The sequence below is a fragment of the Chloroflexota bacterium genome (assembly GCA_014360825.1).
Lineage (GTDB): Bacteria > Chloroflexota > Anaerolineae > UBA2200 > JACIWT01 > JACIWT01.
Genome location: JACIWT010000001.1, coordinates 241,012 through 254,796, shown reverse-complemented (window position 1 = coordinate 254,796; position 13,785 = coordinate 241,012). Strand labels below are relative to the sequence as shown.

The following is a 13,785-nucleotide window of genomic DNA, read 5'->3' as shown; positions in this document are numbered from 1 at the left end:
AGCAATCTCTTTGATTGGAGTGAGGAACAGCAAGCCTGTCACGCGTTACTTTGCCTGCAATGCTTCTCGGAGTCGCTTGTACGTGTCGTTGAGCGATTCCGGTATTACGCGCACGTCAGCCAGCACGGGCATGAAATTGGTGTCATTTTGCCAGCGGGGAACAACATGAATGTGGAGATGGTCACCGATACCCGCGCCGGCGGCCGCGCCTATGTTGAGGCCGATGTTGAAGCCGTGTGGCTGCATGGCTCGGCGTAACATCTGCACGCCCTTTCGCGTCAGAAACATCATCTCCGCCAGTTCTTCGTCTTCTAAATCGTCGAGTTCTCCAGCGTGTCGGTAGGGAATTATCATAATATGCCCGTTGGTGTAAGGGTGGATATTCATGATGATACCGGCTCTCTCACCCCGGTAGACAACGAAATTTTCGGCATCACTGGACTCGGCGAATTTGCGACAGAAGACGCAGCCATTCTCGCGCTCACCCAGTATATAGTCTATGCGCCATGGTGCCCAAAGCCTTTTGACCACTGCGGTTCCTCCCTGTGTGCTGTATGGGTCTCGGGACAAAGAAGAGGGCAGGAAGCGGCATCCTGCCCATGGCCTCTGGAAGCCCTAATAGATTTTAGCGAAAGTAACGCGCGGAAGCAAAACTCCTTGTTGTCTTTTGTCCACAGTTCTCATCAGAGTATAATTTTCTAACTATGGGCAGACAACCAAAGGCTGTTAAACTTACGTTGGCTTCGGCTTCTCCAAGACGACGCGAACTGCTGGCTGCATTGGGTTTGGCTTTCACACTGTTTCCTGCGGAGGTAGAGGAGAACAACGATGCGGATATCCCCGCCAAGGCATTGGCCCTCAGTCTAAGTGCGCGCAAGGCTCAAAAAGCAGCCTGTGGGATGCGGGATGGTATTGTCATCGCTGCCGACACCATTGTTCTTCTCGCCGGGGAAGTGTTGGGCAAGCCGCGTGACGCTGACGAGGCTACCAAGATGCTGCACCGCCTGCGTGGGTGTTCCCACATGGTGTTCAGCGGCCTGACCTTGGTGGATGTAGACAACCGGCGACAGTGGTCTGATGTGGTGGAAACTGAGGTCTGGATGCGCTCATATAGCGATGAGGAAATTGCCGCCTATGTCGCCAGTGGCGATCCTCTGGATAAGGCAGGAGCATACGCTATCCAGTATGCCGAGTTCCGACCTGTAGCAGGGGTCAGGGGATGTTATGCCAATGTGATGGGCTTGCCTATCTGTCACCTTTACCGAGCGCTGCGGGCTTGGGATGTAGAAGTGCCAGTGCGCCCGATGGAGGCCTGCCCCTGGGCACGTGTATCAGGTTGCACTTACGCCACCGAGGTTATTCCGTCCTAATACTCACCATTCGTTTGTACAGTTTGGCTAATCTCTCTCAAACAGGGGCACGAATTTGAACTGCGTTACGTCGACCAGACCCCGATCGGTGAGTTTGAGAGCAGGTATGACGGGCAGGGAAAGAAACGATAAGGACATGAAAGGGTCGTGGAGAGAGGAACCCAATTCTCTGGCCACAGCGAGGAGTCGCTGCATCTGACTGTTTACGCTCTCCACTGAATCACGGGACATCAACCCGGCAATGGGCAAAGGCAATGAGGCCAAGACTGCTCCCTCAGACGCTGCCGCCAGCCCACCACCCATCTGGATCACTTGCCGCGCGGCTACCATCATATCCTCATCGTTTGTCCCCAATACGATTAAGTTGTGCGAATCGTGAGCCACGGAAGAGGCCAAAGCCCCTCGCTTGAGCCCGAAACCCTTGACAAATCCGAGCCCTATGTTCCCCGAAGCCAGATGTCGCTCCACAACCGCCAGTTTCAGGATATCGCGCTCAGTGTCAGCCACCGCCAAGCCATTTTCCACCTTGATCTCTTCGACTAGTGCCTCGGTAACAATTTGATCGGGGATGACCCCGATGACCTTGGCCCGTGACCCCTCGGCATGAATGTGGAAGTCTGAGTGCGAACCCCAGTTCACGTTCATGGAACCGCGCACCGGTATGTCGGGCGGAATGGTTACGTGAGGCAATATTTTGCCATCCCGTGCTACCATCACGCCGTTTCGGAAGACCATACGGATGTTAAAATCTTTGAAGTTATCAAAAACGACTAAGTCGGCTTGCCGCCCTGGGGCAATGCCCTCTTTGTCTGTCAGTCCGAAATAACGAGCCGGATTAATAGTGGCCATCTGGATAGCAATGATTGGATCTAAACCCAAACCGATAGCCTTCTTGATGATCGAATTGATGTGTCCCTCATAGAGCAATTCTGCAGGATGACGGTCATCGGTAACAAACATACAACGCCGAGCATTTGCAGGAGTTACGAGGGGCAAGAGCGCTTCTAGGTTACGCGCTATTGTACCCTCTCGAATCATGATGTACATGCCCAAACGGAGTTTCTCACGCGCTTCTTCTAAGGTTGTGCACTCGTGATCCGAGCCGATGCCCGCCGCCACATAAGCGCAGAGATCGCGTCCGCTCAATCCCGGCGCGTGTCCGTCTATTCGCTTGCCACTCGCCGCATCTATCTTTGCCAGTACTTGTGGATCGCGGAAAAGCACGCCGGGATAGTTCATTACCTCACCCAGGCCTACCACCCATTTCTCATGGAGCAATGGTGATAGGTCCCACGACTGCAGCGTAGCCCCCGACGTTTCCAGGTTGGTTGCTGGCACACAGGAAGGCAGCATGACAAACACGCTGAGGGGATTGTACTTGCTGGACTCAAGCATATAACGGATGCCATCTAGTCCGAGGACGTTGGCGATCTCGTGTGGGTCAATGATGACCGAAGTGGTACCGTTCGGAACGACCGCGCGAGCGAACTCTGCAACACGCACCATGGAACTTTCTATGTGGACGTGGCCGTCTATAAAGCCAGGGCAGAGGTACATGCCATCGAGGTCGATCTCTTTTTCCGCCCGGTAATCGCCCAAACCTACAATGCGCGAGCGGGAGATCGCCACATTGACGCGATGGATGTCCCCCGAAAACACGTTCACAACTTGGCTGTTTTTAAGCAGCAGATCGGCTTCGACCTCGCCACGGGCCGCTTGTATTAGGTCTCCGAGTTGCATAAGCCCTCCTGAAACCCTTTTGACAATTATATCACAATTATGGAGTGTTGGCAATATATAGCATCTGGGGTTTACCCAAAACTCAAGGAGGGAGGGCCAGGGGATAATTTTGACAGGAGGAGACAAAGGCGATACCAATCAGGAGCCGGCTTATGCCCATCAGGATGAGTTACGGCCCATCCTTGTCAGCCTTGATGCCTAGCTTCCCGCCAAGGCACAACAGGGCCTGGATGATCAATGGGCACAGATAAAGTTGGCGATTCAGGACGAATAGCGCGGCGATGAGCACCAGATAGACCAAGCGGCGAATGCTTTCTAAAGAACGCACCTGCACGTCTTCGAGGTGCAGGCCTTCCTCTTTGAGGAAGCGGAACCAGCATTCGATGCTCCAACGTTGACAATAATCACGTCAGATCTCCGTAGCCTGCTGCTGAGGGAGCACAGGGACATTGGTTAAGCCGTTCCCACTTTCGCCGACTGGGATGATGCTCGGCCAGGGTTCGTCGAGGTAGACCTCGTGGCCCATTGCGGCAATGGCACCTGGGGCGACTAAAGATAGGAACCCATTGATTACCCGTCTGGAAACTTGCTCCCAGCATTCTCGATGTCCCACTCCAGCCGAACCCGTTCGATTTCTACCCCCGGCTTCATTACACCCAACGCAGCAAGCACGTCATCGGGTCGACCCGTCGCACCGGGCTCATGCTTTAACCGCAGGCTCAGCCGAAAATGTTCGCCCTCACGCCCAATCACGCGGACGTCCTCGACCAACGAGCGCAAATCATATCGCTTCGTTTTGCCTTTGCTCCTCCGCTCATGCCATATCTCGCTCGCTGCTAAGAACGTCGCGACGCGTTTTCGCAACTCACTCAGCGTCCACTCCGCTGGTACGCGGGCCTCGTATTCTGCGGTCCGCATTCTCACCTGTAATGAAGGCTCGTCCCACGGTACCTCTTCAATACTGACCAACCGCACTTCATCTGGCAAGCACGATGGTAGCATCTTCGCTACTTCAAGCGTCGGCATGGGCGTTTCCAGGAATACGTCCATCACTTCGGCCCGGCCTGAGATGCCTATCGGCAGCGCCGCCGCGATAATGATCTTAGGCTGCGGGTTAAACCCTTGGGAAAAAACCAGAGGCAATCCTGCTCTCCGCAGTGCCCGCTCCCATAGGCGCATCAAGTCGAGGTGCGAGATGTACTTAAGCGCACCCGTCTTGGTAAATTGGATGCGCAACCGCTGTCGGCGCATGCTCACAGGTCACCTCGGGCGACAATCGGGCATTCCTTCAGGTTGAAGGCCTCTCTCACGCCACAGGAGGTGCACTTCTCCAAACAATCGCTGCCCGGCTCACCCCGGAGTGTACGTTGGTACTCCTCCCACAGGTAATCCCGATCTACGCCAGTCGAAATATGGTCCCAAGGCAGCCTATTGTCCCGATGGTAGCGCCGCCGGGCGAAATCGTCGGCTGAGAGGCCCTCAGCAGCGAAGGCGGCGGCCCAAATATCCGGCCGGAAGTGTTCCCTCCAGGCATCAAAGATCGCCCCCTTGCGCCAGGCCTGCTCTATTACCGCCCCCAGTCGCCGATCACCGCGGGAAAGCGCTGCCTCCAACAGAGTGGCCTCGGGGTTGGACCAACTGAGATGGATGCCTTTGCTACGCAGCCTCCTTTGCAGCAGTTCCTGTTTGGCCTGCAACACTGTCTCGTCCTCCAAAGGCAGCCATTGATACGGCGTGTGTGGTTTGGGCACAAAGGTCGTGACACTCACACTCACCTGGGCACGTCTGCCATGGACTCGTCGGCCTATTGCGTGCACTTCATGAACTAATTCAGCGATGGCGGACACATCATCCAAAGTTTCGGTGGGCAGACCGATCATGAAATACAGTTTTATGCGCTGCCAGCCACTGTTGTAAGCGGTCTCGGCAGTGCGCAAGAGATCCTCCCGAGTAACGCGCTTGTTGATGGCATCGCGCAGTCGCTGACTGCCCGCTTCAGGGGCGAATGTAAGTCCGGTTTTGCGCGTCTCGTGGAGCATTTGCGCCAGACGAACGGAGAAGGCGTCGATACGCAATGAAGGTAACGACACTGATATCCGCTCATTACGGTAGCGTTTCACTAGTTCGGCCACCAATGGCTCGATGTGGGTGTAGTCTGTGCTGCTGAGAGAGATCAGTGCCACTTCGTTGTAGCCGGTGTTTGCCAAGATGGCGGCGATGCCTTCGAGTACTTCAGCCATCGGCCGTTCGCGCACCGGACGATAGCAGACCCCAGCCTGACAGAAGCGACAGCCATGAGTACAACCCCTTTGGATTTCGATCATCGCTCGGTCATGGACCACCTCAATGTAAGGGACGACAGGCCGTGTGGGTGGTGGGGGCAAACGTTGAACGAGGCGCTTCGCAATGGTTGGCCGTGCCTCGGGTTCTCGCGGAGAAACTGTCATTACACCATTATGAGCAACCACATCGTACAAAGCGGGAACATACACGCCCTCAATACCAGTAGCGCGGCGCAGGAAAGCCTCTTTATCTCTTGGATGGCCAGGTGGGTGGACTTGACGGTATACGTCTATCAATTCTTCGATGATCTCTTCGCCCTCGCCAATTACGAATAAATCGAAGAAATCAGCGACAGGTTCGGGGCTATAAGTACCCGAGCCACCAGCAATGACCAAGGGCGCATCAGGGGCCCGATCAGCAGCCCGCACAGGAAGACCGGCCAGATCAAGCATCTCGAGCACATTGGTGTAGGTAAGTTCATACTGCAGGCTGAAACCAATCAGATCGAAATCGGCCAGAGGGCGACGAGATTCCAGGCCATAAAGAGGCAGACCACTGGCGCGCATCGCAGCGGCCATATCTGGCCAGGGGGCATAGACACGGTCGGCCAAAGCATCGGGGCGGCTATTGATCACATCGTACAAGATGGCCAGACCCAAATTGGACATCCCAATCTCGTAGATGTCGGGGTAAGCCAGAGCAAAGTGCACAGCCGCGCTGTCCCAATCCTTGTTGGCGCTATTCCATTCGTGTCCCACGTACCGACCTGGCTTGGAAACACCAGGCAAGATGCGATCGAGAACCCGTGACGGTATCATCTTATCTGAGATCACCTCGTGTGCCTGCGACGAGATTATAGTGGACTTAGAGGACAACGCAAAGATGCGCTGGATTCACACCAGCACAACGATATACAACGAGCGGATGCTGCCAAAAGGTATCTTCTTGGTTACAACCGTAGCCTGCAAAGGAACAAGAGGGTTACAAGAAGGGATACAATTTGTTCACCGAAAAGGGGATTGACATGCCCGCCTAATAGTGTTACAATGTAAATGTACACTGTACGAACCTTCGCATAATAGTACCATCAGTGCAGAAAGATGCGGACGCATTTCGTTACCTCATGGGAGGTACTTTGGACACATTGCATGAAAAACTAATGGCTGCTGCTGGAGAACTTGTGGACTCTGGGATCATCGGTGCAGGCGGTGGTGCGATCAGCGTCCGTCTGCCCGAAGGTGCAGGCTTTCTCATCACGCCACCGGGTTTCAACCGCATGAGAATCGCCCCCGATTCGGTATGGCAGATCACACCTGGGGGTGATATCCTGGGTAAACGCCGCAAACCTCCACTTGACACCAACATTCATTTGAGAATCTATGCCGCCCGCCCTGATGTAGAGTCCATCGTGATAAGCCACGGTCCAATGACCATTGTCACAGGCATTTGTCAAGTGCCAATCCTGCCCATCACCATGGATTCTATTCCCTTCGCTGATATCCCTCGTGTGCAATACGACCCCTCGGGTCTTGTGGATATGGGGCTCTTGGTTGCAGATGCCATTGGCAATGCACCTGCTCTGTTGTTGCTCAACCACGGTGCCGTGGCGGTGGGCAGCACGATCGAGCAGGCAGTGGAACGCGCAGAGGCCTTAGAGGAAATCGCCTATGTTATGGTGATCAGCCATCTACTCCAGCGCATACCTACTACATTGCCCGCCGAGGCAGTGGAGATCATCAAACAAGCAGGACTGTAGAATCACCATTGTTCTGAGAAGCCCTATGTGTTTGTATCAGATGGCTGTCGTTCGTGTTCCTCTGGCTTGTTCACAGCCAATTCCAATGCCACCGCGCCTAATGCCTCTTTCTCTGGCGGGTAAATTTGATGGAGAATGGCTGCCAGTTCTTCGCTGGTCAGGCCTGGAGCGATGGATTCCACATCTTCATGGGCGAGGAGTTCAGCGAAATTCGCGTAGTGGGCAACGCGTAGAACGCGGGCTTCATACCGATCATTGAGAAGCAATGTATCGCCTGGCACCAGGCGCATGATATTAGGGTAGCCGACGCGAACCTCCACCGTTTTGCGCCCACCTAGTATTTCCGCCAGATATTCTTCCTTGATCCACAATGTCTTAGTCGCCACCTAAGTCCGTGTTTGCAGTCCCGACCTTTTGAGACAGTATTAACGCCGTATATATAAAATGGGGTTAGATCCCTCCCCCGCATCCTGCAACAGAATGGGCAGGTACACTACATGGGGCGATGGTGGCCCGATCCAGAGATCCTCCTGAACAGGCACCTTCTGTGCGCTCCTATCCACCAGCACTATCCGTTCTACTGCTACGGATACGTTTCCCTCTGTCAACGCCTCGAGGGTAACTCGCGCTAACACTACTTCGCCATCCATTGGTGTGGCCGGCGCGAGCAAAGTATACACCAGCGACGCTCGGTCTGCACCGCACATCTGATACGCGACAAACGCATCTTTACGTCCGGGCTCGATGCTCACCATCTGCAGTGATGTCGAGTCGGTGCGCAGGGTCATCTCAGCCCCATACAGAGCCACAGCGTCCTCCGCCACTACATCCACTGTGACACTTTCACCTGGGCGCACGTGCGTTCTCTCTGGACGGAGTGAGATGTGAACAATTTCAGGAGCAGCTGACGTGGCCTCACCCCCAGTGCCCCAAGGGCTGGGGCAGACACAGTCGTAGTTGAGGCCTACTAGCACCAAATCAAAGATATTAACGCAACCATCGCCATTGATATCGGCATGTGGGTCTCTTGGTTCGCATGAATCGCCCGTCCAAGCCGGGTCACTGGCCACAATAACTAAATCGAAGATGTTGACTCGACAATCGCCGTTGGCATCGCCGCCGAGGAGCATGACATCGGGTAAACGCACCAGTTGTCCCGCACTCACCTCGAGATCGCGCCAGGCAGCAAGATACCCTGGCATAGTGGCCCGCACGGTATAATAGCCGACCGGCACACCAGGTAAAACGAACAGGCCACTCGGGTCCGAGACATCTGTCGCCAGATCCCCCACTTCTATATGTGTACCAGCATGATTCATGCGCCCTTGCAGCGTTACCCATCCCCACACGTCACCCACCAGAGGCGTCGGTGTCGGACTCACCGTTGGGGTCGGGGTTACGGTACGCGGGGTGGTAGGGGTCGGTGTAGGCGAGGATAGTGGTGTTGCCGTCGCGGTGGGCGTGGGACCACTCCCCAGCATATATGGCGGGCTCTCACTGGTATTGCCGGCCCGATCCTCGATGCGAAAGCGCACTCGATTTGCGGTGCCATAATTGCCGCTCACTGGCACTGTCGCTGTGGTTCCCTCGGTGGCAGTGATGATCGCCCTGGCCCAGTCGCCCCACGTACTTCCACCATCAGCAGAGAGCGAGTATTCAGCACTGGCGACGCGCAAACCCGACGTGACATCCCTGACAAATGCACTTGTTCCATCCCAGGACACCCACTCCGGCGCAGTCTGGTCCAGTGTAACCGTGGCACTATAGATAGACGAGAGGTTGCCCGCCTCATCGGCGAAGCGGGCCGAAACGGTGTAGGGACCATCAGCGTCGCCAAGCCTCCACTGCCAGGTAGTGGCATAACCCACCGGCGCACGGAAAATCCACACGTCGTCCAGATACAGATCGGTCACGCCACAGAAAAAGGTTCGCGTCTCCAGGCCGTAATCGTCCACTCTGGAGTACCAGAAGTCGAGGTACGGCTCCACGTAAGTGAGCGGGGCAGAAAAATCGTCACCGGTCAAGGCTTGTTCTGCGTAGGTGTGTTGCCCGAAGTCGTCGGTTACATCTATTATCGCCACCGTTTGCGGACTGGCATTATTCCCCACCTTCAGCCGGTAATAAGTCCGGTAGGAAGCGCCAGTGGGCAAGGTTTTGTAGTACGGCCCATACCACCAGCCAGAAGCATCCACTCCTGCCCGTCCCTGCCACGCTCGTCCGTTCCGCGCCGCAGGGTCGGCGATCTCTTGCCCGGCACCCGGCTGATGGGAGAGTTCCTCGCCTTCCCAATGCCAGCCATTGCTGAACATCATTTGCGTCGCGCCACTTGCTGCCAAGTTCAGGGTAACGAACGAGGTATTGCTGAACATCGGTGTGGTGATAGAACCAGACGGCGGCGTGTGATCCACGCGCACGTTAATTTCGTGCCAGGCAGTGAGCCCCGCATTCGTCCGCGCCAACACAGCCAAAGTGTGGTTGCCCTCACTGTGGCGGACAGTGTTCCATTTCCAAGTGAATGGCGCGGTATTATCGTTGGCCTGATACTCCCCATCTATGTAGAAGTCGATCGCCGTCACCGCCGGACTGCCGTCAGCCTCGACTTGTACCACGCCGCTCAGCGATGCGCCTTCAACGGGTGCAGAGACTCGCGTGTTGGGCGGCAACTCCAGCATCCGTGATAGGGCGCGTTGGCGTACTTCAGGCAAGATGGCGTAGCCATAGGAGCCTGGGCAGGTGGTCGCGGCACAGTCGCGGTGGCCCATGACATTGGGAAAAGTCCGATCAATGAAATACGTACTACCCACGGGGTTGATAAAATGGTGATTGCCCTTCCAGGCGATCAGCTCCGCCAATGCTGACTTCAAGAGACTGGGCACAGCAACCTCGTCGTAGTTGCCCATCATGGCCACGCCGATACTGCCCCAATTGTATTGCTTGGCGTGCGCGCCTACTACTCCCTCCCCACCATAACGGCCCTCATAGATACGCCCGTCCTGATCAATCAGGTAGTTGTAGCCAATGTCCCCCCACCCCCGGGTAACAGCATGATAGTAATAAATAGCGCGCACAGTCGCTGCCGGATTAGGGTCGTTATTGGCGGTAACAGTGTGATGAACGATGAATACGCGAGGAATGCGATATTCCGGCGGCCATGTCATCAGACTTTCGTCCGCGCCCCACTCTGCACGTGAGATAATAGGTAGTTCACTGGCAGCAATGCGGGCCCGCATTTGGGCCTCGGCCTCAGCGGAAGTTGGTCCACGGGTCGAATCAATACATACTAACGTCAGCGAACGCAGCCGAGGAGAAGTAGTCTGCGGTGTCGCGCGCGTAAGGCGGACACGATATTGCACCCATTGCCCTGCCGTGAAAATGAGATTTCCGTAAAGCGGGCCCCCGCCTGCACCCTCGGCATCGTCTATCGCTACTGGATACCATGGCGACCAGGAGATGCTATCTGTGCTAGTCCGCAGTTCCAGCGCGAAGGTCGTCTCCGCTGGAAAATCGCCCAACCAAGTCGAGCCGATGGCGACGAAAGTGATATCGGTCCGGTGAGCAACGGAGGTGTAACTGCCTTGGAGAGAGCCCGGAGTTAACACCAATGCACCATCTTCATGATCGGTCAGCGCAACGTTCATGAAGTCACCACCCTCCCAATCTGCGAGACTGGTCTGACTCCACTGCCGAGCGACGGTCTGGTTTGGTCCAGGCGTAGGGGTAGGCACAGGGGTGGGATCGTTTAGTCCTTGGTCGCGCACGCTTGGGCCGGAGAATGTGCCCGCGGCGGGTAGATTCACGGGACCGGAATAGCCATCCTCAAAGCCAAATGAATAGTTGTGTTCTCCCGCCGGGAGGGTAGTGCGATACACATAACGTGCTCCACCTGTGAAAGTGCCGGACTCTCTGGTCATGGCATAGGAGACGCCGTTTATGTACACCGTGGCGCGGGCGGGCGGATCGCCATCGGCGTCGCGATAGGTCACAGCGAAGGTGAAAAGCGTTTCCGGGCTACCAATGGATGGGGTGACGCTCCCCTCACTCAGAGTAGGGGCATAGATCGGCGGGATCGTGATACCAGTGTAATAATGCCGCAGGATATCCTGATAACTCCAACCTTGGTCGGCCAGTACCTTTGCCCCTTCTTGACACATGCCAACGCCATGTCCCCACAGGTGGGTGAACCCGCAGGGGCATTGCACCGAGCGCAAATAAGGGATTGGGCTTCCTCCCCACACTGTTTCCACGTTACGGGTGTGTCCGTCACAGTGACCAAAGAAAAAGGCCCGGATTATGTTACTACCATAGAATGCGGCTACCCCGTGGGTGCTATCCACAGCGGCGTCCGTGGTTTCGTAGTGTGTTGGTTTCCACACCTGGCAGAGCGTTGTGGTGCAAATGGGCACCCCGCCCTCCACGCGGGTGGTAGCATAACCTCGGGCGGCGACAGCCTGGGCACGCAAGGCCTCCATGGGGGCGTAGGGTCCGATCTCATAAGGCACGACGCCCTTGAGATACTCGTCCATCGGCATAACTACCACTGTTCCGTCGGGCATCAGAACGGGGATAGTCTCTGGGACCCGAGTGGCTGTGGAAAGGGCGAACCCCCGCTCTCTGGCAACTGCCAATTCGTCTTGACCAGCCTGTTGGCTTTGCTGACGCAGGATCTCGTCAATACGAGCCTGCTGCTCGGCAGAGGGTGATTGGAGGACCATATCAAAGTTCACTTCAGTAAACGTCCCAGCCTCGATCCGCTGGCGGGTCTGCGACATGCCGATGTAGCCGTTGGCTCGAGCGCGAATCTCATAGACACCAGGCGAGAGAAACAGCCGATACCGGCCTGCCGCATCGGTCGTAACCTGCTCACCACCAACAAAGACCGTGGCTCCTGCGATGATCTGACCGGTTGTCAGGTCGCGCACGGTACCAGTCGCTCCACAGGCTTGCCCCTGAGCCAGCGTTATGGGTTCGATTCGAGTGGCGAGCACTGTCAGGACTATTACGATAGCGCACACCCGCAGCCAGTCTTTTATGGTCATGGTGCCGCCTCACTTGTGGAAAATGAAAGAGAGAAGGCTACATCGCTAGGTCCACAATTTGTGGCACTACCGTGGCTAAATCATCGTGGATGACCACTGCGGAGTGGGCATCCATATAGGTCGGCTGAGCGTTCACAATGATGATCTCTGCCCCATGCTGGCGTGCCGTGAACGGCAGGTCAGCGGCAGGCGTCACGGTCAGTGAGGATCCAACAACCAGCATCACGTCACACTTCTCCGCTTCCCCCTGGGCTTCGAGAAGCACCCATTGGGGCAGCAATTCGCCGAAAAGTACCACATCAGGTTTCAAGATACCACCACATTTCTCACAGCGTGGGACATCCTCGCTTTGAAGAAGACGTGCCGCTAGTTGTTCGCCAGAAATCCCTCGCCCGCAACGCGTACAACTCGCTGTACGCATAGAACCATGAAGTTCAAGCACTCGCTGTGAACCAGCGGATTGATGTAAGCCGTCAATATTCTGGGTGATAATGGCCGCTAGTTGACCAGCCCTTTCTAATCGTGCCAAAGCCAGGTGAGCGGGATTCGGTTGTGCCTGGCGCATGGTCATAACCAATGGGCGCAGCCAATCATAAAATGCACGCGGGTTGACACGGAAACCGTAGATAGAAGCAACTACCATCGGGTCGTCCTTCTCCCACAGACCAGAGTGGGGGCTGCGGAAATCAGGAAGTCCCGAAGGCGTGCTCATACCCGCGCCAGTAAGAGCCACCACATGATTGGCAGCGCGGAGGAGGTCAGCAGCGCGTTGTACATCTCGTTCGTGGGTCATCACAATAGCCGTTCTTGCCTTGCCTGAGGTGGTTTTTCACCCCCAGCCACTTTGTGCGCCCAGCGCGTCGTCTCTGGCAGGCGGTAGCCCGTGCAACAGCGCAGCACCCAGGCGATAGCAGACTCCAGGCTCACTTTGTGCCCTACCGAAACGAATACCGGGGCCGTGTTCTCTCGGGTGCGCAGAGCAACACCAATGGTTTCGCCATGATCGGTCAGGAAACTGTATTCGCCGCGCTGTGGGCCAGGTTCCGTGTACACTCCGCACAGACGCGATTTGGCACAGCCGATGGAGGGCTTGTCCAGCACTAAACCCACGTGGCTGGCAATACCCAGCCGACGTGGATGAGCGTAACCTTGGCCGTCAAAAATAAGCAAATCTGGCTCTACCCCCAATTGGCGCACTGCCTCGAGAATCGCCGGCGCTTCGCGGAAGGCCAGAAGCCCGGGCACATAAGGGAAAGAAAGTGGCACCTGCGAGGTAGCCCAATCCACCAGTTGTAGGTCTGGGTAGCGCAACACCACAATCGCCGCTTGCGCTGTGCTTCCGGCGGTGTTCACATCTACACCAGCCACATAGTGTACAGAACCCCATTCGTCGCGCAGAGAAATGCGATCTCGAAGTTCATTCTGGATAGCAATCGCCTCCTGCGGGGTCACATCCCAGCGGTGCAGTTCGACAACTTTCATAGTATATATGCCCCAGATCTCATCCTTCGCCGTTACAGTCGAAAACTCACGGCTTTCTTCACGCCTGAATCTTTTCAGCACTTCACCACTTAACTTAATAGTAGCACAAAAGAAAGGG

The 13,785-nt window shown here is 55.9% G+C and carries 11 protein-coding genes; 2 read left to right on the top strand and 9 right to left on the bottom strand.

Annotated features, from left to right (window positions below):
• Positions 1-45: 45 nt before the first annotated feature.
• Positions 46-531, bottom strand: coding sequence for an HIT domain-containing protein (locus tag H5T64_01055; GenBank protein MBC7262930.1), 486 nt, complete (start codon positions 529-531; stop codon positions 46-48).
• 173 nt (positions 532-704) lie between these two features.
• Here H5T64_01055 and maf point away from each other — a divergent pair, with 173 nt between their 5' ends.
• Positions 705-1,370 carry a septum formation protein Maf gene (gene maf / locus H5T64_01050; GenBank protein MBC7262929.1) on the top strand — a complete coding sequence of 222 codons (666 nt, stop codon included), beginning with the start codon at positions 705-707 and terminating at the stop codon, positions 1,368-1,370.
• Between the two features lie 27 nt (positions 1,371-1,397).
• On the opposite strand, the gene ade is transcribed toward maf, so the two are convergent.
• The 4 genes from ade to H5T64_01030 form a co-directional block, all read right to left on the bottom strand.
• Positions 1,398-3,110, bottom strand: coding sequence for an adenine deaminase (gene ade, locus H5T64_01045; protein MBC7262928.1), 1,713 nt, complete (start codon positions 3,108-3,110; stop codon positions 1,398-1,400).
• Positions 3,111-3,279: 169 nt separating this feature from the next.
• On the bottom strand, positions 3,280-3,495 hold the full coding sequence (locus H5T64_01040) for a hypothetical protein (protein MBC7262927.1): 216 nt from the start codon (positions 3,493-3,495) through the stop codon (positions 3,280-3,282).
• 185 nt (positions 3,496-3,680) lie between these two features.
• The gene (locus tag H5T64_01035; protein MBC7262926.1) at positions 3,681-4,361 is read right to left on the bottom strand and encodes a DUF2344 domain-containing protein; all 681 of its coding nucleotides are present in this window, start codon (positions 4,359-4,361) and stop codon (positions 3,681-3,683) included.
• Positions 4,362-4,363: 2 nt separating this feature from the next.
• Positions 4,364-6,211 (bottom strand): TIGR03960 family B12-binding radical SAM protein, encoded by a 1,848-nt coding sequence (locus H5T64_01030; GenBank protein ID MBC7262925.1) that lies wholly within the window; start codon positions 6,209-6,211, stop codon positions 4,364-4,366.
• 317 nt (positions 6,212-6,528) lie between these two features.
• Between H5T64_01030 and H5T64_01025 the strand changes: the two genes are divergently transcribed.
• Complete coding sequence (locus tag H5T64_01025; protein ID MBC7262924.1) at positions 6,529-7,149, top strand: class II aldolase/adducin family protein; 621 nt, start codon at positions 6,529-6,531, stop codon at positions 7,147-7,149.
• Positions 7,150-7,172: 23 nt separating this feature from the next.
• Here H5T64_01025 and H5T64_01020 read toward each other — a convergent pair whose 3' ends face one another.
• From H5T64_01020 to nfi, 4 genes are read right to left on the bottom strand one after another with little or no spacing between them, the layout of a single operon-like run.
• Positions 7,173-7,520 (bottom strand): ASCH domain-containing protein, encoded by a 348-nt coding sequence (locus tag H5T64_01020; protein ID MBC7262923.1) that lies wholly within the window; start codon positions 7,518-7,520, stop codon positions 7,173-7,175.
• A gap of 54 nt (positions 7,521-7,574) precedes the next feature.
• Positions 7,575-12,185 carry a SpoIID/LytB domain-containing protein gene (locus H5T64_01015; GenBank protein MBC7262922.1) on the bottom strand — a complete coding sequence of 1,537 codons (4,611 nt, stop codon included), beginning with the start codon at positions 12,183-12,185 and terminating at the stop codon, positions 7,575-7,577.
• A 37-nt stretch (positions 12,186-12,222) separates the two neighbouring features.
• The gene (locus tag H5T64_01010) at positions 12,223-12,978 is read right to left on the bottom strand and encodes an NAD-dependent deacylase (protein MBC7262921.1); all 756 of its coding nucleotides are present in this window, start codon (positions 12,976-12,978) and stop codon (positions 12,223-12,225) included.
• Complete coding sequence (nfi, locus tag H5T64_01005) at positions 12,978-13,667, bottom strand: deoxyribonuclease V (protein ID MBC7262920.1); 690 nt, start codon at positions 13,665-13,667, stop codon at positions 12,978-12,980. Before nfi ends, H5T64_01010 begins: the two co-directional genes overlap by 1 nt.
• Between the last annotated feature and the right edge of the window lie 118 nt (positions 13,668-13,785).